The organism is Ruegeria sp. YTSA135, assembly GCF_059610165.1.
The window spans coordinates 67,225-89,789 of sequence record NZ_JBXWNC010000004.1; the positions used below are offsets into that span (position 1 = coordinate 67,225).

At 57.3% G+C, this 22,565-nt stretch carries 22 protein-coding genes; 12 read left to right on the top strand and 10 right to left on the bottom strand.

Annotated features, from left to right (window positions below; all coding sequences use genetic code 11):
* Window positions 1–113: 113 nt before the first annotated feature.
* The gene (locus AC2FIT_RS06785; RefSeq protein ID WP_496827901.1) at window positions 114–1,022 is read left to right on the top strand and encodes an AAA family ATPase; all 909 of its coding nucleotides are present in this window, start codon (window positions 114–116) and stop codon (window positions 1,020–1,022) included.
* Entirely contained in the window at window positions 1,022–2,290 is a 1,269-nt protein-coding gene (locus AC2FIT_RS06790; protein WP_496827903.1) for a vWA domain-containing protein, read from the top strand. Before AC2FIT_RS06785 ends, AC2FIT_RS06790 begins: the two co-directional genes overlap by 1 nt.
* Here the strand turns inward: AC2FIT_RS06790 and AC2FIT_RS06795 are convergent.
* The gene (locus tag AC2FIT_RS06795; RefSeq protein ID WP_496828365.1) at window positions 2,282–2,773 is read right to left on the bottom strand and encodes a hypothetical protein; all 492 of its coding nucleotides are present in this window, start codon (window positions 2,771–2,773) and stop codon (window positions 2,282–2,284) included. The two genes, AC2FIT_RS06790 and AC2FIT_RS06795, sit on opposite strands and share 9 nt — an antisense overlap.
* Before the next feature lie 243 nt (window positions 2,774–3,016).
* On the opposite strand from AC2FIT_RS06795, the gene AC2FIT_RS06800 reads away from it, so the two are divergent.
* From AC2FIT_RS06800 to AC2FIT_RS06820, 5 genes are all read left to right on the top strand, one after another.
* Entirely contained in the window at window positions 3,017–3,985 is a 969-nt protein-coding gene (locus tag AC2FIT_RS06800; protein ID WP_496827905.1) for an XdhC family protein, read from the top strand.
* Window positions 3,982–4,980, top strand: a complete 999-nt coding sequence (locus AC2FIT_RS06805; RefSeq protein WP_496827907.1) for a molybdopterin-binding protein — start codon at window positions 3,982–3,984, stop codon at window positions 4,978–4,980. The genes AC2FIT_RS06800 and AC2FIT_RS06805 overlap by 4 nt, the downstream gene beginning before the upstream one ends.
* Window positions 4,981–5,119: 139 nt before the next feature.
* Window positions 5,120–5,605, top strand: coding sequence for a (2Fe-2S)-binding protein (locus AC2FIT_RS06810; RefSeq protein ID WP_496827909.1), 486 nt, complete (start codon window positions 5,120–5,122; stop codon window positions 5,603–5,605).
* An 80-nt stretch (window positions 5,606–5,685) separates the two neighbouring features.
* Window positions 5,686–8,046 (top strand): xanthine dehydrogenase family protein molybdopterin-binding subunit, encoded by a 2,361-nt coding sequence (locus AC2FIT_RS06815; protein WP_496827911.1) that lies wholly within the window; start codon window positions 5,686–5,688, stop codon window positions 8,044–8,046.
* A 95-nt stretch (window positions 8,047–8,141) separates the two neighbouring features.
* Complete coding sequence (locus AC2FIT_RS06820) at window positions 8,142–8,933, top strand: FAD binding domain-containing protein (RefSeq protein ID WP_496827913.1); 792 nt, start codon at window positions 8,142–8,144, stop codon at window positions 8,931–8,933.
* Window positions 8,934–8,958: 25 nt separating this feature from the next.
* On the opposite strand, the gene AC2FIT_RS06825 is transcribed toward AC2FIT_RS06820, so the two are convergent.
* Complete coding sequence (locus AC2FIT_RS06825; protein WP_496827915.1) at window positions 8,959–9,876, bottom strand: MurR/RpiR family transcriptional regulator; 918 nt, start codon at window positions 9,874–9,876, stop codon at window positions 8,959–8,961.
* Window positions 9,877–10,013: 137 nt separating this feature from the next.
* On the opposite strand from AC2FIT_RS06825, the gene AC2FIT_RS06830 reads away from it, so the two are divergent.
* Both AC2FIT_RS06830 and AC2FIT_RS06835 read left to right on the top strand, forming a co-directional pair.
* Window positions 10,014–10,745, top strand: coding sequence for a beta-keto acid cleavage family enzyme (locus AC2FIT_RS06830; protein ID WP_496827917.1), 732 nt, complete (start codon window positions 10,014–10,016; stop codon window positions 10,743–10,745).
* Entirely contained in the window at window positions 10,742–12,058 is a 1,317-nt protein-coding gene (locus AC2FIT_RS06835) for an aspartate aminotransferase family protein (RefSeq protein WP_496827919.1), read from the top strand. The genes AC2FIT_RS06830 and AC2FIT_RS06835 overlap by 4 nt, the downstream gene beginning before the upstream one ends.
* Window positions 12,059–12,129: 71 nt before the next feature.
* On the opposite strand, the gene infC is transcribed toward AC2FIT_RS06835, so the two are convergent.
* From infC to cobA, 7 genes are all read right to left on the bottom strand, one after another.
* Window positions 12,130–12,678 (bottom strand): translation initiation factor IF-3, encoded by a 549-nt coding sequence (gene infC, locus AC2FIT_RS06840; protein WP_496828367.1) that lies wholly within the window; start codon window positions 12,676–12,678, stop codon window positions 12,130–12,132.
* Between the two features lie 158 nt (window positions 12,679–12,836).
* A complete protein-coding gene (locus tag AC2FIT_RS06845) occupies window positions 12,837–13,670 on the bottom strand; it encodes a ferredoxin--NADP reductase (RefSeq protein WP_496827921.1) in 834 nt (277 codons plus the stop codon).
* Between the two features lie 108 nt (window positions 13,671–13,778).
* Complete coding sequence (locus tag AC2FIT_RS06850; RefSeq protein WP_068335200.1) at window positions 13,779–14,186, bottom strand: DUF934 domain-containing protein; 408 nt, start codon at window positions 14,184–14,186, stop codon at window positions 13,779–13,781.
* Window positions 14,183–14,944 (bottom strand): phosphoadenylyl-sulfate reductase, encoded by a 762-nt coding sequence (locus tag AC2FIT_RS06855; RefSeq protein WP_496827923.1) that lies wholly within the window; start codon window positions 14,942–14,944, stop codon window positions 14,183–14,185. The genes AC2FIT_RS06850 and AC2FIT_RS06855 overlap by 4 nt, the downstream gene beginning before the upstream one ends.
* Window positions 14,934–16,598, bottom strand: a complete 1,665-nt coding sequence (locus tag AC2FIT_RS06860; RefSeq protein WP_496827925.1) for a nitrite/sulfite reductase — start codon at window positions 16,596–16,598, stop codon at window positions 14,934–14,936. Before AC2FIT_RS06860 ends, AC2FIT_RS06855 begins: the two co-directional genes overlap by 11 nt.
* Before the next feature lie 66 nt (window positions 16,599–16,664).
* A complete protein-coding gene (locus AC2FIT_RS06865; RefSeq protein WP_496827927.1) occupies window positions 16,665–16,979 on the bottom strand; it encodes a DUF2849 domain-containing protein in 315 nt (104 codons plus the stop codon).
* On the bottom strand, window positions 16,979–17,755 hold the full coding sequence (cobA, locus tag AC2FIT_RS06870; RefSeq protein ID WP_496827929.1) for a uroporphyrinogen-III C-methyltransferase: 777 nt from the start codon (window positions 17,753–17,755) through the stop codon (window positions 16,979–16,981). The genes AC2FIT_RS06865 and cobA overlap by 1 nt, the downstream gene beginning before the upstream one ends.
* 141 nt (window positions 17,756–17,896) lie before the next feature.
* On the opposite strand from cobA, the gene AC2FIT_RS06875 reads away from it, so the two are divergent.
* Window positions 17,897–18,376 (top strand): Lrp/AsnC family transcriptional regulator, encoded by a 480-nt coding sequence (locus tag AC2FIT_RS06875; protein WP_496827931.1) that lies wholly within the window; start codon window positions 17,897–17,899, stop codon window positions 18,374–18,376.
* A 6-nt stretch (window positions 18,377–18,382) separates the two neighbouring features.
* On the opposite strand, the gene AC2FIT_RS06880 is transcribed toward AC2FIT_RS06875, so the two are convergent.
* A complete protein-coding gene (locus tag AC2FIT_RS06880) occupies window positions 18,383–19,555 on the bottom strand; it encodes a cytochrome P450 (protein WP_496827933.1) in 1,173 nt (390 codons plus the stop codon).
* Between the two features lie 47 nt (window positions 19,556–19,602).
* On the opposite strand from AC2FIT_RS06880, the gene AC2FIT_RS06885 reads away from it, so the two are divergent.
* Together AC2FIT_RS06885 and AC2FIT_RS06890 are read left to right on the top strand one after the other, a co-directional pair.
* Entirely contained in the window at window positions 19,603–21,336 is a 1,734-nt protein-coding gene (locus AC2FIT_RS06885; RefSeq protein ID WP_496827935.1) for a sensor histidine kinase, read from the top strand.
* Window positions 21,333–22,562 carry a sigma-54-dependent transcriptional regulator gene (locus AC2FIT_RS06890; RefSeq protein WP_496827937.1) on the top strand — a complete coding sequence of 410 codons (1,230 nt, stop codon included), beginning with the start codon at window positions 21,333–21,335 and terminating at the stop codon, window positions 22,560–22,562. The genes AC2FIT_RS06885 and AC2FIT_RS06890 overlap by 4 nt, the downstream gene beginning before the upstream one ends.
* The last annotated feature ends 3 nt before the right edge of the window (window positions 22,563–22,565 follow it).

The following is a 22,565-nucleotide window of genomic DNA, read 5'->3' on the forward strand; positions in this document are numbered from 1 at the left end:
CCGTGTTCCGAAAACCCCTTGTCGTCGGGCTGGATCACCGTAAGTCCCGGAAAGAGGGTGGTCTTGACGCACGCGTGTTGCCGTGACCTTTTGTGCCGAGGGAGAGACATGACATGATACATCCAGATTCTATTAACGCAGTTCAGGAAATGCTTGGGTCGCAGGGGTACGTTTGCGGTCGGGCCTTGGCGACCGTCGTGTTCCTCTCGCTGAAATTAGGGCGTCCGCTGTTTCTGGAGGGTGAGGCTGGTGTCGGCAAAACCGAGATCGCCAAGGCGCTGGCTGCGGGGTTAGACCGGCGCCTTATCCGATTGCAGTGCTACGAAGGGCTTGATGCATCCTCGGCAGTGTACGAATGGAATTTCCCTGCGCAAATGGTGGCGATCCGAACTGCCGAGGCCGCAGGCGGGGCCGATCGCGGTGCGCTACAGTCCGAGCTGTTTTCCGACGAATACCTTGTCGAACGCCCGCTTTTGCAAGCCATGCGACCGGATGAAAATGGCGCACCTGTCCTGTTGATAGATGAGCTTGATCGAACCGATGAACCGTTCGAGGCTTTCCTGCTGGAAGCCCTCAGTGATTTTCAGGTCACCATTCCCGAACTGGGCACCGTCAAAGCGCCTGAACCGCCTATCGTGATCGTGACGTCGAACCGTACGCGTGAGGTGCACGATGCGCTGAAACGCCGTTGTCTTTATCATTGGGTCGACTACCCCGATTTCGACCGTGAGATCGAAATCCTCCACGCCCGCGCGCCTGAAGCTGCCGAGGCGCTTAGCCGAGAGGTGGTTGCATTCGTCCAACGCCTGCGGACTGAGGATCTGTTCAAAAAGCCCGGTGTCGCCGAAACGATCGACTGGGCGAAATGCCTGTTGGCGCTGGATGTGATCAACCTCAGCCCCGAAGTGATTGGCGATACGCTGGGTGCGATCCTGAAGTACCAGGATGACATTCAGAAACTGCAAGGGTCCGAGGCGAAACGGATTCTGGATCAGGCGAAAGCTGACTTGGAACCGGTTTGATGGCTGAACAGCTTGCGCTGGATATCCCTGACGACCCAAAGCTGGCGCAGAATATTACGCATTTTGCTCGCGCTTTGCGGAAGGCTGGCCTACCGATTGGAACCGGACGGGTTGTTGACGCAATCCGCGCAGTTCAAGCGGCAGGTTTCACCAAAAAGACGGATTTCTACTGGACCCTGCACGCTTGTTTCGTGAACCGTCCGGAATACCGCACTGTGTTTGCGCAAGTGTTCCGCCTTTATTGGCGCGACCCAAGGTATCTTGAGCATATGATGTCCATGATGCTGCCCGCCATCCGCGGTGTGCAGGAAGACCGAAAAGCTGACGCCGCAGAAAAACGCGCGGCCGAGGCGTTGCTTGAAGGTGTCGAACGCGACCTGCCAGAAGCGTCCGAGCAGGAAGATGAAACCGAATTAGAGATTGATGCCTCGCAGACCGCCTCGTCCGAAGAGCGCCTGCGCAGTCTGGATTTCGAACAGATGAGCACGGCCGAGATCGCGCAGGCCAAGCGGATGCTGGCGCGTCTAACGCTGCCGGTGAAACCTATCGAGTCGCGGCGCGGTCAGGCCAGCCATTTGGGTCATAGGATTGATCGTGCCCGCACCCTGCGCGCGGCGATGCGTCAAGGTGGTGAGCTTCGCGATATCGCGCGCCTTAAGCCGAAGCCACGATGGCCGAACCTTGTGGTTCTTTGCGATATCTCTGGGTCGATGAGCCAATACAGTCGGATGATCCTGCATTTCCTGCATACCGTCTCGAACGCGAAAGGTGCAGGCTGGGCCAAGGTACATGCGTTCACCTTCGGCACCCGTCTGACCAACATCACCCGCCACCTGCAGCAGCGCGATGTTGACGCAGCCCTGGCTGCAGCCGGTGCCGAGGCGCAGGATTGGGAAGGGGGAACACGGATCGGGGAGTGTCTGCATGCGTTCAATCGCGACTGGTCGCGCCGGGTCATGGGGCAGGGTGCAGTCGTGCTGCTGATCTCGGACGGTTTGGATCGTGGCGACCCCGATGCGCTTGGGAAAGAGATGGAGCGCTTGCACCTCTCCGCGCGGCGCCTGATCTGGCTCAACCCGCTGTTGCGTTGGGATGGGTTTGCGCCAAAGGCTCAGGGTGTTGCTGCGATGTTGCCGCATGTCGACAGTTTTCGCGCGGGGCACTCTATTGCTTCATTGGAAGGTCTGGCCGCCGTCATCTCGAAACCTGATGACATGGGTGAGAAAGCGCGGCTCATGACCGCGCTTTCGGGGGGAACATCAGCTTAGCTGTTCTTCGTTGCACTTACGCGCCATTTCCATGGCTTTGAACGTACCGGTGAGATCGACGGTGAAGGCGAACTCTTTTTCGGGGAACACGACCATGACCTTCTGCTTGGCGATATCATCCGCGAATTGAGGATCGTCAGACAGAACATAACCGCCGGAGTATCCTTTAGTGATATTGCCCCTCATGCCGGTTGCTTCACCGACATAGACATTGTCACCCAAAAGAATCGCTACGGCCTCGGTCTCGCCACGTTTGATGTCGGTCTCGGCCTTGGTAAAGACGCCCACATATCCAACGCTTCGATCTTCGGTCAAACCCATCTGAACCACGTTTTCAGAATCGTCTACGGCTTCGATCAAGCAGGTTTTCTTGTCTTGGTCCACGAAGACCTTCCAACCTTCTACTTCGCCGTAACGCAGGAACGTATCCGCGCTCGCCGCGCTTGAGGCCAGCAGGCCGATTGCCATTCCGAGTGTAAACACACGTTTCAAGTCTCTGTCTCCTTGTTTTGAAATTAGTATTTGAATACGAGAATTACTGATGATCGTATGAAGGCTAGAATCGCATGATCTGGCAATCAATACTTTGCGAGAACGAAGAAAATCTAAGCTGAAAAGCGCCTAGACTTTGGATTTTTTGAGCCCATGCAAACAGTTGAAAGCCAGGGTTCCTTTTCATCCGGCCAAACCTGCTTATGTTGGACCTGAACGCTTCGGGAGGGTGCAATGGACAGATTCGACAATGGCCCTGAAACCGCTTTGACTTGGCACTGCGACGGCAAGCCGGTTGCGCTGGCTACGGTTGTTGAGACCTGGGGCAGCGCGCCGCGCCGTGTTGGCGCTCAGCTGGTGGTCGGCGGGGATGGCCGTATGGAAGGCTCAGTCTCGGGGGGCTGTGTTGAAGGCGCTGTCGTGGTTGAAGCACTTGAAGCGATCGATGAAGGGGAAGCACGTCTGCTGGAATTTGGTGTCAGCGATGAGGACGCCTTTGCCGTGGGGCTGGCCTGTGGGGGTACGATCCGTGTTTTGGTAGAACCGGTCGGCAAGGTAATGCCCGAGCCCATGCTGCGCGAATTGGTCGAGGCCCGCGCCCGGCGTGAGCCTGTGGCTTATGAGGTGCACATCGAAACCGGCCACCGGGCGTTGCGTCAGAATGCCTATCCGGATCGTCTGCGCATGGATCGTTCGGGTTTCGAGGAAGATGGTCAAACTTTCGTTGCCGTCCATAACCCTCCGCTCCGGTTAATTGTCGTCGGTGCAGTGCACATTGCGCAGGCGTTAGTGCCGATGGCGCGAATCGCGGGCTATGATCCGTTTATCGTTGACCCACGCGAAGCTTTCGCATCGAGCAGCCGTTTTCCCGGCGAGACGATTCTGACGGATTGGCCCGATGAAGCGGTCGCCAAACTTGGCATGGACGCGCGTACTGCCGTGGTGTTGTTGACGCATGATCCGAAGCTTGATGATCCCGCTTTGCAATCCGCGCTTGAGGCGGGCGTGTTCTATATCGGTGCCTTGGGATCGACACGAACGCATGCAAAACGGGTCGCGCGGATGAAAGAAGCCGGCTTCAACGACACCCAAATCGCGCGTATTCATGGCCCCATTGGGTTGGATATCGGGGCTGCAGATCCATCAGAGATCGCGGTCGCCATTCTGGCACAGATGACTGCCGTGCTGCGAGGCAAAGCGTGAAGTTCGGCCCTGTTCCCATTGATCAGTCTGGCGGGGCCATTTTGGCCCATTCCGTGAAAGCCGGGGACACGAAGCTGCGCAAGGGGATTGTTCTGACGCCTGAACATCAGGCACTTCTGACTGCATCGGGATATGAAACTGTAATAGTTGCACAGCTTGACCCAAGTGATTGTCACGAAGACAAGGCGGCCGGAATGCTGGCTGATGCGTTGGTGCCAGACCCAAAGGGTGCTGCCTTGAAGGTGACGAAGCCGTTCACGGGCCGTGTTAACCTGCTGGCAGAGGGACCGGGTGTGGCGGTTCTGGACGTTTCCGCGCTTGAAGCGTTCAACCGGGTCAACCCGATGATCACGGTTGCCACGGTGCCGCAGTACCAACAGATGACCACCGGCGGCATGGTCGCGACGATCAAGGTTATTTCTTACGCCGTCCCGGAGGGGGATGTGCTCAAAGCCGCTGGTCTTGCGCAGGGCGCCATTCGCCTTGCTACTCCGGTCTACAAAAAGGCAGGGCTGATCGTGACCGATATTCCTGGCGGGCCGTCTAACGAAAAGGGTATCGCGGCGATCCGTGGCCGGATCGAAGCCTTGGGAATGGAGATGAGCGATGTGCGCATCGTGCCCCATGTGACCGATGCACTTGCAAACGCGGTCACCGAAACTCAGGGCGACGTGGTGATGATCCTGACGGGCTCCGCAACCTCGGATGTATCGGATGTTGCGCCTCAGGCGGTGCGAGTCGCAGGTGGGCATGTGGACCGTTTTGGCATGCCGGTCGATCCGGGCAATCTGCTCTTTCTTGGGTCGCTTGGGCAGCGACCGGTGATTGGGTTGCCGGGCTGCGCGCGGTCCCCGGCGTTGAACGGGGCTGATTGGGTGCTGTCGCGTGTCGCCTGTGGGATCGACACAACTGGTGCAGACATCGCCGCGATGGGGGTAGGCGGTCTTCTGAAAGAGATTCCGACCAGGCCGCAACCGCGCGCGTCGCGGCGATAATTTGCTTTTGTCTGCCTCCGCGTTACCTTTAGACGTCAAGCCTGCAAGCAGTCAAAGCAATCCCTAAATATTTTTGTTCTCAAACGAAAATTCCCGTGTTTAACTCGGGCAAGGGAGAACTTCATTTTAGGAGGAACGAATGACACAGGTCTCAATGACCGTGAACGGCAAATCCGTGAGCGGTGACGTCGAAGGCCGGACACTGCTGTCCAGCTTTCTGCGCGATCACCTGTCGCTGACGGGCACGCATGTGGGATGTGACACCGCGCAATGTGGCGCGTGTGTGGTGCATGTGAATGGCGAGGCGGTAAAGTCATGCAATATGCTGGCGTTGGAGGCTGACGGGGCCATTGTGGGCACCATCGAAGGGCAGGCCAATCCAGACGGATCGCTGAACGTCATACAACAGGCGTTTCAGGATCATCACGGTCTGCAATGCGGATTTTGCACACCGGGCATGGTGATGAGCGCCGCAGCCCTGCTGAAAGAAAATCCGCGCCCGACCGAAGCCGAAATTCGCAAGTACCTTGAAGGCAACCTGTGCCGCTGCACCGGGTATCACAATATCGTTAAGGCGATCATGGCCGCATCCGGTCAGGACGCAGGCAAAATCGCAGCCGAATGATGCCACTGCGGGCGTAGTAGAAAATGCCCGTGGAATGACATAGGGTGCATGAGCATCCGTTTATCGGAGGAGAACAAGCAATGCCCAAAGACAGTGGCATCGGAGCCAGTTCCAAGCGCCGCGAGGACGTGCGCTTTCTGACCGGAGCAGGCAATTACACCGACGACATCAATGTACATGGCCAAGCCTATGTGCATTTCCTGCGGTCTGACATCGCGCATGGCCGGATCAAGTCAATTGATACGTCCGCAGCCGAAGCCATGCCCGGGGTGGTCAAGGTATTCACCGGCAAAGACTTCGAAGGCGTAGGCGGAATGCCCTGCGGTTGGGAAGTGACCGACAAGCACGGCGCGCCGATGCAGGAACCACCGCACCCCATACTGGCGCAAGGAAAAGTGCGCCATGTGGGCGATCCCATCGCTGCCGTTGTGGCCGATAGCCTTGAACAGGCCCGCGACGCGGCCGAAGCAATTGAGCTGGATATCGAAGAACTGCCAGCCGTGCTGGACATGAAGGCCGCTGCGCAGGATGGCGCGACGCTGGTTCATGACGATCTGAAGAACAACATCTGTTATGATTGGCAGTTGGGCGAGGCGGACGACGCAAAGGTCAATGAGGTCTTTGCCAACGCCGCGCATGTAACCACTTTGGATTTGGTCAATAACCGTCTGGTCGCCAACCCGATGGAGCCGCGTGTGGCGGTGGCCGAGTATAATCGGGGAACCGAAGACTACACGCTTTACACGACGTCTCAGAACCCGCACGTGATCCGGTTGTTGATGTGCGCCTTTGTTCTGGGTCTGCCTGAGCATAAGGTTCGTGTTGTCGCGCCTGATGTGGGTGGTGGTTTTGGCACGAAGATTTTCCACTATGCCGAAGAAGCGTTTTGCACTTTCGCGGCCAAAGCCTGTGGGCGTCCGGTAAAATGGACCGCCAGCCGGTCCGAGGCGTTCATGTCGGACGCACAAGGTCGCGACCATGTCAGCACAATCGAACTGGCGCTGGATGCGGACAATAACTTTATCGGTTTGCGCACCAATACCTATGCCAACCTTGGCGCGTATCTGTCGACCTTCTCCAGCTCGGTTCCGACCTGGCTGCATGGTACGCTTATGGCGGGTAACTATAAAACACCGGTGATTCAGGTGAACGTAAAGGCGATGTTTACCAATACGGTCCCGGTTGATGCCTATCGCGGTGCCGGACGGCCCGAGGCGACCTTTCAGCTTGAGCGTGTTGTAGACAAAGCCGCGCGTGAGCTTGGGGTCGATCCGATTGCACTGCGCCGTCAGAACTTCATTACCCAGTTCCCCTATGACACGCCGGTCGCACTGACCTACGACACCGGGGACTATAACGGGACGATGGACAAGCTTGAAGTTGCCGCCGATCTGGCAGGCTTTGCTGCGCGTCGCACGGAAAGCGAGGCGAAGGGCAAGCTGCGTGGGCTTGGCATCAACTGCTATATTGAGGCTTGCGGTATCGCGCCTTCGAACATTGTTGGTATGCTCGGCGCCCGTGCGGGTCTGTATGATGCTGCGACAGTGCGGGTGAACGCCACCGGTTCGATCAGCGTCATGGTCGGCGCGCATAGCCACGGGCAAGGGCACGAGACCGCTTTTCCACAAGTGGTGGCCGACATGATTGGTATCGACGAAGCAATGGTTGAGATCGTGCACGGCGACACCTCGAAAATCCCGTTTGGTATGGGCACCTATGGGTCGCGTAGCCTCGCGGTTTGCGGCTCGGCCATGGTCAAGGCGACCGAGAAGGTGATCGACAAGGCCAAGAAGATCGCGGCGCATTTGCTGGAGGCGTCAGAGGCGGATATCGAACTGAAAGATGGTCAGTTCAGCGTTGCGGGCACCGACAAATCGGTGGCTTGGGGCGATGTGACCCTTACTGCTTATGTCCCCCACAACTATCCTTTGGAAGTTGAACCGGGGCTTGAGGAAACCGCGTTTTACGACCCTGCGAACTTTACCTTCCCCGCAGGTGCCTATTCCTGTGAGGTCGAGGTTGACCCGGAAACAGGACGGGTCACCATCGAAAAGTTCACTGCGGCGGATGACTTCGGCAACATCATCAACCCGATGATTGTTGACGGTCAGGTGCATGGCGGTATCGGCCAAGGGATCGGCCAGGCGCTGTTGGAGAATTGCGCGTATGACGAGAACGGGCAATTGCTCAGCGCGTCCTTCATGGATTACGCGATGCCGCGCGCCGATGATGTTCCATTCTACGAGGTCGATCACTCAAGCCAGACGCCGTGTACCCATAACCCGCTGGGGGTTAAGGGCTGTGGCGAGGCCGGGGCAATAGGCTCACCGCCTGCGGTGGTCAATGCGGTACTGGATGCGTTGAACTCGGGTGGCAAAGCAGTGGATCACATTGATATGCCGGTTAGCCCGTCGCGCGTCTGGGCGGCAATGAACAGCTGAGTAGAGAGGGAGGACCGGGGGCCAGCCCCCGGACCCCCGGGATATTTTTAGCCAGATGAAGGACGGACCCGCGTCTTTCGGGAAGGAAAAACGAAATGTACAGTTTCGAGTTTGAAAAGCCCTCGACCATTGCTGATGCGGTTGCCGCATTGGGGGCCGAGGATGCTCAGGCGTTAGGGGGTGGGCAGACCTTGATCCCAACGTTGAAACAACGGTTGGCTGCACCCTCGGCCTTGATCTCGCTCAGCGGGATTGCAGAGATGAAGGGTGTTTGCGTGAATGACGATGGTTCGGTGTCAGTCGGCGGAGCGACGACCCATGCCACCGTCGCGTCAGAAGCAGCGGGCAGCTATCCGGCACTGGCGGCGCTGGCTGGTCAGATTGGTGATCCGGCGGTTCGGAACCGCGGCACGATTGGCGGCTCAATAGCCAACAATGATCCGGCGGCTTGTTATCCGGCGGGGGTATTGGGGTCAGGCGCAACTATCGTCACTAACACGCGCGAGATTGCGGCGGATGATTTCTTTGAGGGGATGTTCTCAACCGCGCTGGACGAGGGGGAGATCATTACGTCAGTAAGGTTCCCAGTTCCGCAAGCGGCAAGCTATCAGAAATTCCTGCAGCCCGCGTCACGGTTTGCGCTGGTCGGTGTGTATTTGGCACGGTTCGCGGACGGGGTTCGCGTTGCCGTGACAGGGGCCAGTGAAGATGGTGTTTTCCGCTGGGCCGAGGCCGAGCAGGCATTGACGAAAGAGTTTCGCCCGGATGCCTTGATGGACCTGCGCATCAATCCGGCCAACATGATCGGTGATTTGCACGGCAGCAAAGACTATCGTGCGCATCTTGTTAATGTGATGACAAAACGCGCGGTCCAAGCGTGCATGTGAACCATTAAAAGGTTCTAAGCCCCGGTCACGAACCGGGGCTTTTTTTTGTGTGGCGCAACCTTGGAGGCTTGGCGGGTTGCCAATATGCGCCGGTATCCTCTCGCGCTTTTTGATAGGCGTCGATCCGTTGTCGCGCCGCGTCGCCTCCGGCGTCGAAAAGATGCCCAAGCAAGCACTCCAGAACGGCCATAGCGCCGGTAAAGCAGGAAAACGAATGCAAGGCGCGGGTGCTGACCGTAAAGGCAATGTCGGGCGCGACGCCGGGCGCGATAAGGTCGCTGTCTGAAATCAGAATCAGGTACAGTCCCCGTTGTTTCGCGAAACGCATCGACTGAATGGTGTCCGCAGAATAGGGGTGTACGGTGATAGCAATAAGGCAGTCCTGCTGGTCAGCATCCAACAGATCATCTGTTGCAGAGCCCATGTGGCGCGGCACCAATTGGATACCCGGATGGGCCATGCGACCCGTGTAAGAAAAGTAATAGGCAAGCGCATAGCTGGCGCGCGTTGCCGTCACGAAACACCGTGTTGACGTCAGAATGTGCTCAGTAGCCAATCGCACTTTTTCAGGCTTCATAAGGCGAAGGGATCGTGTGACCACGTTTTGTTCGTTTTGTACTAATTTGGCTTGTGCAGCACCGAAGCTGTCTTCGGACTGAAGGGCGCTCAGCCAATCCTGACCCAAGCTGTTTTCCCGATCCGTCACCAGCGCATTACGAAAGGGCGAACGGAAGGCTTCGAACCCGTCAAACCCCATACGTTGCGCAAGTCGGACCAGAACGTTTGAGCTGACCCCGATCCGGGTCGCAGTCGTCCGGATCGGGTTCAGGCCGAAATCGCCGGGATGGTCGATAACGTATTTTGCAGCCGCCTGCAGGGCTGTGGGCATGTCTTCGATGTTGCGCCGCAGACGATCAGTTACTTCATTCGGGGTGATATCCATACTCAAAGAAAAACATATGTTCTGTGATTAGCAAGTAAAAAACAACGTAAGGCGCGCTAGATGGGGCAGAGTTGACCAGAGGAATTTGAATGTCGGACTCGCGATCAGAAAAACAATCCGCTAGGCGCTCTTATGTTATGGTCGCTCCGACAGGTGCGCGGCGCGGCCGGTCAGATCACCCGGCGCTTCCTGTTTCCATTGATCAGATTGTCGAAACTGGGCGCGCTTGTTTTCAGGCTGGCGCAAACGGGCTGCACTTGCACATTCGCGATGCAGAGGGGCGGCATTCCTTGGATCCCGGGCGGTACGTTGAAACTGTCGCCGCGTTACGGCGGGCCGTTCCCGAACTGGACCTGCAAATCACGACCGAGGCTGCCGGAGTATACGACGTACCCGCCCAAATCGAGTGTCTTGAGAAGGTATGCCCTGATTGGGCCTCGGTTTCCGTAAGAGAGGTCGCGCGGTCACCGGAACTCGCCGATCATGTCTATGGCCTGTGTGCTGCGCAAGGAACACGAGTTCAGCATATCCTGTACGATTCAGAAGATGCCGCCTTGCTGGCGGAATGGACAAAGGCCGGGATTGTGCGCGAAGAACAGGTCCAGCGTATCTTCGTCTTGGGGCGCTACGCGGCTGGTCAACAATCGTCCCCGCAAGAATTGGATCAATTCCCCAAAGGCCAGTCGCCATGGATGGTGTGCGCTTTTGGCCCGCAAGAACATGCGTGTTTGACATATGCGGCCAAGCAGGGCGGCGACGTTCGCGTCGGGTTCGAAAACAGCCTGACTGATGAAAATGGAAATTTTTGGAAGGACAATGCTGCGTCGGTGTCGGCGCTTGTTGCCAAGTTAGAAAGGGCAGTCAAATGAGTCACGTATTTCCACGCCACACGAAATCAGTGTTACCGGTCGCCGCGGGCGGAGATGGGTGTTACCTGATCGACGCACAGGGTCGCCGCTATCTTGATTGCGGTGATGCAGCGGTTTCGTGCCTTGGTCACTCGAACCCATCGGTCATCCGCGCCGTGCAGGAGCAAGTCGAAAAAATCGCTTTTGCCCATACCGGCTTTATGACCTCGGAGCCGGCCGAGGCACTGGCCGACTTGCTGATTGAACACGCCCCCGGTGATCTGGACCGGGTGTATTTCGTCTCAGGTGGGTCTGAGGCGACCGAGGCGGCGATAAAGCTGGCGCGGCAGTACTTTCTTGAGATTGGTCAGCCCGAGCGGCGACATGTGATCGCAAGGCGGCAGAGCTATCACGGCAACACTCTGGGCGCTTTGTCCGCCGGAGGGAACGCGTGGCGGCGGGCGCAATTCGCGCCGATGCTGATAGAAATGACTCACATCGCGCCATGCTATGAATATGCAGAGAAGCCGAACGGTGAAAGCAGCTTTGACTATGGTCAGCGCGTAGCCAATGAACTTGAAACCGAAATCCTGCGGCTAGGTCCTGACACTGTGATGGCGTTTATGGCGGAACCCGTTGTTGGTGCGACTTTGGGCGCGGTCCCTGCGGTTGAGGGGTACTATAAGCGTATTCGTGAAATCTGCGACCAGTACGGGGTTCTTTTGATTTTAGATGAGGTGATGTGCGGCATGGGCCGGACGGGGCACCTGTTTGCCTGCAATCATGATCAGGTGGCGCCGGATATACTTTGCATCGCCAAAGGCTTGGGGGCCGGGTATCAGCCCATCGGTGCGATGATGTGTACAAACCGGATTTTTGATGCGATCCGCGACGGCTCAGGATTTTTTCAGCACGGCCACACCTATATCGGGCATCCGGTTGCAACGGCGGCGGCATTGGCCGTGGTACGTGAACTGACCGCGCATGATCTGCCTGCCCGGGCAGGTGTTATAGGGGACAGGGTTCAATCCGCGCTAGAGGCCGCATTGGGGCAACATCCGAATGTCGGAGACATTCGGGGGCGGGGCTTGTTCCGCGGTATTGAACTTGTTGCGGATCGTGACACCAAGCAACCGTTTGATCCTGCGCTCGGCGTAGCAGGAAAGATCAAAAAGGCCGCATTGGCCGAAGGGCTGATTTGCTATCCGATGTCGGGCACGCGCGATGGACGGTTGGGCGATCACATCCTGCTGGCGCCGCCATTCATTATCGAAGACGAACAGGTTGATGAGATGGTTGGGAAACTGAACAAGGCAATAACAGCCGTTATCTAACGGCACCCGGTTTGGTCACAAAAAAAGCCCCCTCAAATAGGGGGCTTTGAAAAAACAGGTCGGTCAGAAAGTTACTTCTGAGGCAGCGGCCCGATCATCATGATCATCTGCCGGCCTTCCATCTTGGGCATGTTTTCAACCTTGCCCAGATCCTTGATGTCTTCGGCCACGCGTTCCAGCAGCTCACGACCCAGGTTCTGGTGTGCCATCTCACGGCCGCGGAAGCGCAGGGTAACTTTGACTTTGTCACCGTTCTCCAAAAACTTGAACACGTTCCGCATTTTGACATCATAGTCATGGGTGTCCGTGTTGGGCCTAAATTTGACCTCTTTCACCTCGATGACTTTTTGCTTTTTGCGTGCTTCGCTTTCACGCTTTTGCTGTTCATACTTGAACTTGCCGAAATCCATGATCTTGCAGACCGGCGGGTTCGCGTTGGGCGAAATCTCAACCAGGTCAAGCCCCGCATCTGCGGCAAGTTGCATGGCTTTGGCGGGATGAACCACCCCGACATTTTCACCATCAGCGCCTATCAGGCGAATCTCGGGGGCACGGATTTTTTCATTGACGCGCGGTCCGGTGTCTCTCTGCGGCGGCGCGTTGTGGGGTCTGCGAGCTATGGGTTCATTCCTTTGATGATTGCAGAATTTCGAGCCCGAAACCTAGACTGCCCCGCGTCCTGTTTCAAGCGTCATCCGCGTCTAAACAGAGGAAATCTAAGGTTTCGCAGCGGGTTTATGCGCGGGCCGCGATCAATTTGGCGGCCCGGGCGAACGGATCAGCCAACAAAGGCCTTTTCAATCACGAATTCCTTGGGTTCAGAGTTTGCGCCCTCACGCAGGCCGAACTCTTCGAGGATTTCCTTGATGTCCAGATTGAAGGCCAATGAGCCACAGACCATTGCCCGGTCGGTTTCTGGCGTGATGCCGCCTTCGATACCGAGATCGGTGAATACAGTGCCGTCTTTCAGCAGATTGGTGATGCGGCCCATCTTGGGGCTTTGTTCCCGCGTGGTCGTTGGGTAATAGCGGATCTTGTCGGCAAAGCCTTCACCCATCAACTCGGCCAGCAATTCGTCCTGACGGATGTTTTCGATCAGTTGCTTACCATATTCCAGCTCGGCCACTTCCCGGCAGGTATGGGTGATGATGACTTCATCGTAGTCCTCATAGGTTTGCGGTTCACGCAGCAACGAGGCAAAAGGAGCAAAGCCAGTGCCAGTTGCAAAGAACCACAGACGCTTGCCGGGCAGCAGGGCGTCATGCACCAACGTTCCCACGGGCTTGGGCCGAAGGATAATCTGGTCACCCGGTTCGATGTGTTGCAGTTTCGAGGTCAACGGACCGTCTTGCACCTTGATCGAGTAGAACTCCAATTCTTCGTCCCAGGACGGGGACGCGATGGAATAGGCGCGCAGCAGCGGTTTGCCGTTATCGCCCAGCAGACCAATCATAACGAACTCACCCGAGCGAAACCGAAGGCTTGCAGGGCGCGTGACACGAAACGAGAACAGGCTGTCGGTCCAGTGTTTCACGTCGGTAACGGTCTGAGCGTCCGGTAGGACGGGGGCCTTTACGGCGGTTGCTTCGGTCACGGGCTTCATCTCTGTCATCGTTTCACTGCCAGTTGGGTAAACCGACATCTCCGTTTAAACTTTGATCCAAGTCAGGAAAAGGGGGCATATGCCCCCACTTTGCCTTGCAAGCTGGCAGACGCGGTCTTAGCCGCGCAGGCGGGCCTGATAGCTGTGGTCTTTCCAATTCGCACGCGCCAACCACTGTTCTTCTGGCTGACGTGTGGCCAGTTCACTGTCGATTTCGACCTCGTCAAAACCACTACGACGGGCCATTGCGTACTGATCGGCCAGAATGTGGCCTTTGGCGCGCAGACGGCCAGTATATCCTTTTAGGCGCAGGATACGGGCGATGGTAAAACCGCGCCCATCTGCCGATGACGGAAAATCCACGCGGACCATTTTCGCATTACCTAAACGGTCAACCAGCTCATCAGGGTCGGTATCCGAGGTCACATCCAACGCCACCAAATCATTCGCGGCGTCATCCAGTGTTACAAAGCCATCGGTCCAGTCATCGGGAGCAAACCCGTCATCCGATACGATTACATTCATGTTCTCTCTCCGGCGCGCACCATCTTGCCATCAACAAAATGGATGCCGCACTCTTCCTTGTTCTGGTCGCGCCAACGTCCGGCGCGGGGGTCTTCGCCTTCTTTGACCGGCGAGGTGCAGGGCGCACAGCCGATCGAGGGATATCCTTTGGCCACCAGCGGATGCCTGGGCAGGTTGTTCTCGTCCATATAGGCGCGCACGTCCTCGGGTGCCCAATGCGTCAGCGGGTTAACCTTGATCCGGCCGGTGCCGTCTTCTACCTCAAAGAATTCCAGCGCGGCGCGTGTGCCAGCCTGAAACCGTTTGCGACCTGTAATCCATCCGTCGTATCCCGCCAATGCACGCTGCAACGGGAACGTCTTACGCAGGTTGCAGCACGCATCAGTATCTCGCAGTCGCAAAGCACCGTTTGGGTCATCCCGCTGAATGTCCTCATCTTCGGCGCGGATGATGTGGATGTTTTTCAATCCCAGACGTTCGCTGACCTCCTGCTGGTATTCCAGCGTTTCGGTGAACAGCATCTGGGTGTCCACGAACAACACCGGCGTCATCTTGTCGACCACCGCAGCCATGTGCAGCAGTACGACCGACTCGGCTCCAAAGCTTGAGACTAGGGCAAGCTGCTCGATCTCGTCCAGTGCGCCATGCATGACATCATGGGCGCTATGGTGGCGGAACTTGGCGTTGAGCGCCTCGACCCTTTTGGTTAGTTCACTTCGGTCTTTGCCAAGTTCCGTCTGGATCAGGTCAAGCGGCATTGGCGTGCGCCTCGGGGTACAGCGCCGCCTTGAACGGCGCCATGCCTACACGGCGATAGGTTTGCAGGAATGTCTCCTCACTGCTTTCGCGTTGTTCCAGATAGGCGTCGACAATGCGCTCAACAGCTGGGACGATTTCGTCGTACGCAAACCCGGGACCTGTGCGGTCGCCAATAGCAGCCGTCTCGGTGCCGTCACCGCCCAGCGTGATCTGATAGTTCTCGACTCCAGCGCGATCCAGACCAAGAATTCCGATATGACCCACGTGGTGGTGACCACATGCGTTAATGCAGCCCGAGATCTTGATCTTCAGGTGACCGATATCGTGTTCCAGCTTCAACTCGTCAAAACGGGTCGCGATCTGCTGCGCCACCGGGATTGAACGCGCCGTGGCCAGCGCGCAATAATCCATGCCAGGGCATGCGATAATGTCGCTGATCAGGCCGATATTGGCGGTGGCCAATCCATGCTCTTTCAGTTTCGAGTGGATCGCGGGCAGGTCCGATTTGTGGACATGCGGCAGGATCACGTTCTGTTCGTGGCTGATGCGCAATTCGTCATAGGCGAATTCTTCGGCCAAGTCTGCCATCACGCGCATCTGCTCAGCCGTCGCATCGCCCGGCGTCGCGCCGTGCTTTTTGATTGAGATCGTGACAATCGCGTGGTCGGCATTTTTGTGCGGCGCGATGTTGGTGTCGACCCACGAGCGGAACACCGGATCGTTGGTGTAAGCGCTTTCGAACGACGCAACCGAACCTTCGCGGAAGGCAGGCGGGGCGAAGTGGCTCTTGATTTCTTCCAGCAGGGCCATGTCGGCGCCTTTGAACTGCGGACGCACCTGAAGGAAACGCTCATTCACCTTGGCGCGGATGGTGTCGATGCCATTTTCGTGGACGGTGATCTTGATCCGGGCCTTGTATTTGTTGTCACGGCGACCAATCTGGTTCCAGACTGAAACCGTTGCTTCCAGGTAAGCCAGCAGGTCGTCAAAGGCGACAAACTCGGACAACTCTTTGCCGATCATGGGTGTACGACCCAGACCGCCACCCACGACAACGCGGGCGCCCAGAACGCCGTCGCGTTCGATCAGTTGCAGACCGATGTCATGGGCCTTGATCACGGCGCGGTCGTTTTCCGAGCCGGTGATGGCGATCTTGAACTTCCGCGGCATGAACTGGAATTCCGGGTGGTCGGTCGACCATTGGCGCAGCAGTTCGGCATAGGGCCGGGGGTCTGCGACCTCATCCGCGGCGGCACCGGCAAAATGGTCGGCGGTCACGTTGCGGATCGTGTTACCCGAGGTCTGAATGGCGTGCATGCCAACCTCGGCCAGCGCGTCCAACATATCCGGCACGTCTTTCAGCCTTGGCCAGTTGTACTGGATGTTCTGACGGGTGGTGAAATGGCCATAGCCCTTGTCCCACTTCTCGGCCAGCAGAGCCAGTTGGCGCATCTGCGCACTGGACAGCGTGCCATAGGGGATTGCGACCCGCAGCATGTAAGCGTGCAGCTGCAGATACAGGCCGTTCATCAGGCGCAGGGGCTTGAATTCATCTTCCGTGAGCGAGCCGTCAATGCGGCGCTCGACCTGTGCGCGGAACTGTTTGTTGCGCTCTTCCAGAAAGGCTTTGTCGAACTCGGAGTAGCGATACATGTCTAGCTGTCCTTAGTTGCAGCCCCGAAACCTTGGGGCCTTGAAGAGGAGAATGGGGGCCTTAGGTCAGGCCCGGGGCTGCGTTGCTTTTTCCTGCTTGCCGTGGGCATAGTTGGACGGGCCAGTGCGGCGGAAGTCCTCGCGGAAATGAGTGGGTTCGGGGCCGTTTTCGCTGGCCACAGCGTCAGCGAGGTAGGCACCAACAATGATGTTGGTCTGGCGCTGTGCATCCAAAAGGCGAACCTGCGCATGGGCCTCATCCGTGATCAGTTCGGCCTCAGAAAGGTCGCGCGTCCAGCGGTCTTCACTTGTCAGGTAAATTACGTCACCTTCCAGCAGATCGCTGGCGGTGACCACCTTGGGGGTAAATGTGCGGGGCATCAGGCGTGCTCCTTCTTGAATTCAGTCAGGGCCTGAACCGCGTGGCGCGGTGCGAGACCAAAAAACGTTAGGGTGGGGCCATCCATCTCGGCGGCGCTCAGGTCATTGGGCAACCTGTCCAGATCAGTGGCCAGGATGCGTTGATCAGGGCGAGAGGCGTTTTCAACCAGGGTTATGGGCGTGGCGCGATCCGCACCGTGCATGATAAGGCGACCCTGGATGAACCGCGCGGATTTCTTGCCCATGTAAATCGCTGCAACCGCGCCGGGACGTGCCAAGGCGTTCCAATCGTGATCGGCGAAACCTTTCATGTCATGCCCGGTCAGAAAACGCACCGAAGAATTTCGGCCGCGCTGCGTCAGGCTTTGACCAATACTGGCAACAGCGGCAGACGCCGCGGTGATGCCGGGAACGATCTGCCAGGGGATACCAGCGGCCTCGACCGCTTCGATCTCTTCGTCCAAGCGCCCAAACACAGTCGGATCGCCTGATTTCAAGCGCACGACACGCTGACCTTTTGTGGCGTAATCAACCAGCAGGGCGTCGATGTCTTCCTGTTTCCAGGACGGTCCAAATCCTGCTTTTCCAACATCGACCAGAACTGCCGTTTTTCCAGCCAATCTCAGGATCTCTGCACTGATTAGGCGATCATGCAGAACGACATCGGCGCGTTCGAACGCTTTTATAGCTTTGAGTGTCAGCAATTCCGGATCACCCGGTCCCGCGCCGACAAAGTCGACGTGCCCTGTGACATCATGTGATTGCGTGACCTGCATGTTTCGTTCCACGTTGTTTGACTTAACTCGCAATATAGGAAATATTCCCGCCTAAACGCCATATGAGCGCATAAAAAAGAACAAATGTTCTGTTGCGCCGCGTCTGAAGGACGAAGGTTTCGAAACGAAGGGAAATTTGGAATGTCGGTGCGGATTGATGACACAGATCGGAAAATTCTGGTCGAGCTTCAGCGCGACGCCAGCCAATCGCTGGACGAAATAGCAGCCCGAGTTGGTAGTTCCAAGACCCCGGTCTGGAATCGAATTCGCAAGCTCAAAGGGGCCGGGGTGATTGGTCAGCAAACGGTTTTGCTGGATGCCGAGGCACTGGGATTCGAAGCCACATTCTTCGTTCTGATCCGGACGTCAGAGCATGAGGCGGAGTGGCAGCGCAAGTTTCTCAAAGCCTTGCAAGATAGACCCGAGGTGCAAGAGGCACACCGGCTGGCGGGGGACATTGATTACATCCTCAAAGTGCGGGTCAAGAATGCGAGGGCCTATGACGAGTTTTACCAAACTCTAATTTCTGAGGTGCGGGTTCATAACGTAACGGCCCTGCTGTCGATGGAAGAGATAAAGTCCACCACCATGCTGCCGCTGAATGCGCTCAGCGATAACTGAAGCCAGTCACGCCTTAACCGTCAGGCGCGTTAGCCCGCGAAAGTGATAGGTCTTCGAATAGTTCGGCTCAGCACTCAGGTGGATGTTCGGACACCGCTGAAAAAGAACCTTCAAGGCTAAGCGCATCTCTAGCCGCGCCAAAGGGGCACCGACGCAGAAATGCAATCCGCCCCCGAAGCTGGTATTTGTGACGACCGGGCGAGCTGGATCAAACACATCCGGTTCATTCCAGACTGACGGATCGCGGTTGGCGGCGCCCAGCATCAAGGCGACCTCATCTCCGCGTTTGAACCTGTGACCAAAGATTTCGACGTCTTCATATGCATAGCGTGTGAACATATGCAGCGGAGGGTCAAAACGCAGGATTTCCTCGACCAACTCATCAATGTCATAGGCGCGGGGATCAAGCCCCAGTTGCAGAAGCGTTTTCACACCGTTACCCAAGGAATGAACTGTTGCCTCATGCCCCGCATTCAAAAGCAGGATGCAAGTGGCCACCAGTTCATCGCGCGACAGTTTTTCACCTTCTTCTTCAGCTTCGATCAGGCGGGTAATCAAGTCGTCCTGTGGGTCAGAGCGGCGTTTCTCGATGTAGTCGCTTAGAAAGGTTGTGAACTCCTGCGCCGCATTGGCGGCTTCGTCCTCAGTCTGGCGCGTGCGGCTGGCCTGATACATCGCCACCATCGCATGGGACCACCTTAGCAGGTCGGGTGATTGCTGTTCCGGAACCCCCAACAGCCGGCAGATCGTGATCACTGGGATATGCGTGCAATACGCGTCCAGCAGATCGAAAGGGGCGCTTGGAAAGCGATCGATCAGGGTGTTGCATAGGTCGAGAACAGACGGCTCCAATGCTGCAATTCCGCGTGACGTGAAGGCGCGCATAACCAATGCGCGTAGCCGGGTGTGGCGGGGCGGCTCGGCTTCAAGCAGAGAATGTGCCTCGACGTTCAGCCAGGGGGCAAGGTGCGCGGCTGCGGGTCGCTGAAATTCAACAGGGACCTCTCGACCAAAGCGGCGATCTTTGAGCAGGGCCTGTACGGCCTTGTAGGAAACAGCGGCGACTTTCCGGTAGTCCTCCCAATACACAAGATCCCCGTGCGCGCGAGCCGAATGGTAAAATGGATAGGGATCTTGGACGAATTTCAGATCGACCGGGGATTGAAGCACTGTCTTCATGAAAGGCAGACTTGCCACGCAGCGCGTCGAATGCAAGACCCTAGGGTATGCAGAGGGTTTTGGTGATCCTGGGTTTTTTGGGTGCTGTCGGGCTGTTGTCCGTCGGTGTGTGGTCTTATGGGTATCGACAGGCCTTGTCTCAGCTAAGCGAAAAGGCCGAGGCAGACCTTGAACTGGCCGCAGACCGTTTGACCACACAAATGCAGGTTTATCAGGAACTGGCAGTGTTGATGGCAAGCCATCCGGTCTTGCAAAACCTTGAAACACCGCAGCAACGCCGGCGGGCGCAAGCGATCCTTTTGGATGTCGCCGACAAAACGGCGGCGGTGAACATGATGTATCTGGACCGCAACGGGCAGGTGCTGGCATCGGCGCAACCTACGAACACACTAAATATGGCCGAGGACCTGGCGTTTCAGCGTGCCATGCAAGGGGCACTGGGCAGCGCGCACGGCGTCCTGCCGGTCAGCGGTGACAGGATTTACTCTTATGCAGCACCGACATTTGACGCGGTAGGGCGCGTGGATGGCGCGGTGATGGTGATTGCCGATGTGCAGGACGTCGAACAGACCTGGCGGGGCAGTACCGAGGCGGTGTTCTTTATTGATGGCGAAGGGGTTGTTTTCATCTCAAACCGGTCAGACCTTTTGTTCTGGCGGCGGGTCGAAAGCCAACAAGGTCTTGTGCCAACAGAGGGCGCCGATGTCGACTTCGCCTCGACCTGGGTGGGGCCGCACGAGTTGTGGAAGCTGAACTGGGGCCGGTACTTACCCAAACGCGCGCTGCATCTGATGCTAGAGCTACCCGTCATTGACATGACGGCCGAGGTGCTTGTGGATGTCGCGCCGGCACGTCGGTTGGCGGGCCTGCAAGCTGCCACTGTAGCCGCGATCTGTCTGGCTTTTGGTGCGCTGCTATTTCTGGCGACCGAGAGGCGACGGACACTGGCCGAGGCGAATGCTGTCCTGGAGAGCAGGGTCACGAAACGCACCCGCGCCTTAACCGCTGCAAACACCGCATTGCGCCGCGAGGTTCATGAGCGGCAAGAAGCTGAGGCTGCGCTGAAACATGCGCAAGAGGAACTGATCCAGGCAGGTAAGTTGAGCGCCTTGGGTCAGATGTCGGCAGGGATCAGTCATGAACTGAACCAACCGTTGATGGCGATCCGGCAATTTGCTGACAACGGGGCCGCGTTTCTGGCGCGTGGTCGCGATGAAAAGGCCTCGGAAAACCTGAAGCGCATTTCTGATATGGCAGCCCGGATGGCCAGGATTATTAAAAACCTGCGTGCTTTCGCGCGGAATGAAAGCGAACCTATGGGCAAGGTCGATCTGGTACAGGTCATTGATACGGCGGTCGAGCTGACAGAGGCGCGGTTGAAGTCCGAGGGTGTAAAGATGGACTGGCATCCCCCGAACAACCCAGTGTTCGCCTGGGGCGGAGAGGTGCGCCTTGTGCAGGTTTTTGTTAATCTGATCAACAATGCCGCAGACGCGATGAGCCAGCAGGACGAACGTCTTATCAGCATTTCAGTAAACAACGGTAAAAAACTGGCTGTCACGGTACGCGACATCGGTCCGGGTATTGAAAACACGGAAAAGCTGTTCGAACCGTTTTACACGACCAAGGCCGTTGGATCGTCCGAGGGGATGGGGCTGGGCCTATCGATCTCGTATGGACTGGTGCAAAGTTTTGGCGGCAAGATTCGCGGCGCCAACGCCCAGACAGGGGCTGAATTCACCGTAGAGCTTGAGAGCTATCAGGAAGATGAAGCGGCATGACGCGCAAGGTTCTTTTGGTCGATGACGACGCTGCTGTGCGTGAGGCTTTGGCGCAGACGCTGGAGCTGGCCGACTACGATCCGGTGACGGCTGGGTCTTTCGTGGCGGCCAAGGATCACATTCGTGCGGATTTCCCCGGTGTTATCGTATCGGATATTCGCATGCCCGGACGGGATGGATTTCACCTTTTGACTTATGCAAATGAGGTGGACCCTGAACTTCCGGTTATCTTGCTGACTGGTGAGGGCGATATCCCAATGGCCGTGCGCGCCATGGGGCAGGGGGCGTTTGATTTCCTTGAGAAACCATGCGCTGCGGCTGACCTGCTTGATGTCCTAGGCAAGGCCTTCTCGGCGCGGGCGCAGGTTCTTGAGCAACGCGCCCTGAAACATGAGCTTGAACGCGGAGACCCCGCCGCGCGCATGTTGTTCGGCCTGTCGCCGCAGGCAGAGGCGTTGCGGGACCGTGTCCGCACTGTTGCCCCCACCGGAGCCGAAGTTCTGGTAACTGGCCCCGCGGGGAGTGGGATTTCAAAAGTGGCTGAGGTCATTCATCTGATGTCTCCTCAGGGGCTGGGACCGTTTGTAAAGCGACCCTCGTCCGGACTGACGGCCAAGGAACTGGTGCAGATCTGTGAAGACGCTGCAGGGGGCTCACTCTTTCTGGACGAAATCTCTGCTATGCCCGAGGCAACGCAATATGCAGCGCTGGAGTTGGTCGAGCAGGGCGTGGGTGCGCGTATTCTGGCGGGTACAACGGCCGACTTGTCCGTAATGTCTGCCGAAGGACGGTTTCACGCGGACTTGTTCTATCGGTTGGACGTTATGCGAGTTCGCATCCCATCTTTGGCTGAAAGGCCGGAGGATATACCGGTTCTGTTTCGTCACTATGTTGCGCAAGCGGCAGAACAATCCGGTATCTCGGAGCCAGAGATAACCTCCGATCATCTTGCGTTGCTTATGGCCAGCGACTGGCCAGGCAATGCACGCTCGCTGATGTCTGCTGCGATGCGGTTTGTTTTGGGAATGCCGGAAGAGGTGGCGCAAGCGGCTGATCTGGGTTTGAACGAGCAGATGGCACGGGTTGAGAGGTCTTTACTGATTGCAGCGTTGGGGCGTCATAATGGGAAAGCTTCGGATGCGGCCACGGCGCTCAAACTGCCGCGCAAGACATTCTATGATAAATTGGCGCGGTATCAGATCCGCCCCGAAGACTATCGAAGGTGATCA

Coding starts and splice junctions, on each gene's coding strand:
- AC2FIT_RS06785 (WP_496827901.1), top strand. CDS start 114: ATGATACATCCAGATTCTATTAACGCAGTTCAGGAAATGCTTGGGTCG.
- AC2FIT_RS06790 (WP_496827903.1), top strand. CDS start 1,022: ATGGCTGAACAGCTTGCGCTGGATATCCCTGACGACCCAAAGCTGGCG.
- AC2FIT_RS06800 (WP_496827905.1), top strand. CDS start 3,017: ATGGACAGATTCGACAATGGCCCTGAAACCGCTTTGACTTGGCACTGC.
- AC2FIT_RS06810 (WP_496827909.1), top strand. CDS start 5,120: ATGACACAGGTCTCAATGACCGTGAACGGCAAATCCGTGAGCGGTGAC.
- AC2FIT_RS06815 (WP_496827911.1), top strand. CDS start 5,686: ATGCCCAAAGACAGTGGCATCGGAGCCAGTTCCAAGCGCCGCGAGGAC.
- AC2FIT_RS06820 (WP_496827913.1), top strand. CDS start 8,142: ATGTACAGTTTCGAGTTTGAAAAGCCCTCGACCATTGCTGATGCGGTT.
- AC2FIT_RS06825 (WP_496827915.1), bottom strand. CDS start 9,876: ATGGATATCACCCCGAATGAAGTAACTGATCGTCTGCGGCGCAACATC.
- AC2FIT_RS06830 (WP_496827917.1), top strand. CDS start 10,014: ATGGTCGCTCCGACAGGTGCGCGGCGCGGCCGGTCAGATCACCCGGCG.
- AC2FIT_RS06835 (WP_496827919.1), top strand. CDS start 10,742: ATGAGTCACGTATTTCCACGCCACACGAAATCAGTGTTACCGGTCGCC.
- AC2FIT_RS06845 (WP_496827921.1), bottom strand. CDS start 13,670: ATGACAGAGATGAAGCCCGTGACCGAAGCAACCGCCGTAAAGGCCCCC.
- AC2FIT_RS06850 (WP_068335200.1), bottom strand. CDS start 14,186: ATGAATGTAATCGTATCGGATGACGGGTTTGCTCCCGATGACTGGACC.
- AC2FIT_RS06855 (WP_496827923.1), bottom strand. CDS start 14,944: ATGCCGCTTGACCTGATCCAGACGGAACTTGGCAAAGACCGAAGTGAA.
- AC2FIT_RS06860 (WP_496827925.1), bottom strand. CDS start 16,598: ATGTATCGCTACTCCGAGTTCGACAAAGCCTTTCTGGAAGAGCGCAAC.
- AC2FIT_RS06865 (WP_496827927.1), bottom strand. CDS start 16,979: ATGCCCCGCACATTTACCCCCAAGGTGGTCACCGCCAGCGATCTGCTG.
- cobA (WP_496827929.1), bottom strand. CDS start 17,755: ATGCAGGTCACGCAATCACATGATGTCACAGGGCACGTCGACTTTGTC.
- AC2FIT_RS06875 (WP_496827931.1), top strand. CDS start 17,897: ATGTCGGTGCGGATTGATGACACAGATCGGAAAATTCTGGTCGAGCTT.
- AC2FIT_RS06880 (WP_496827933.1), bottom strand. CDS start 19,555: ATGAAGACAGTGCTTCAATCCCCGGTCGATCTGAAATTCGTCCAAGAT.
- AC2FIT_RS06885 (WP_496827935.1), top strand. CDS start 19,603: ATGCAGAGGGTTTTGGTGATCCTGGGTTTTTTGGGTGCTGTCGGGCTG.
- AC2FIT_RS06890 (WP_496827937.1), top strand. CDS start 21,333: ATGACGCGCAAGGTTCTTTTGGTCGATGACGACGCTGCTGTGCGTGAG.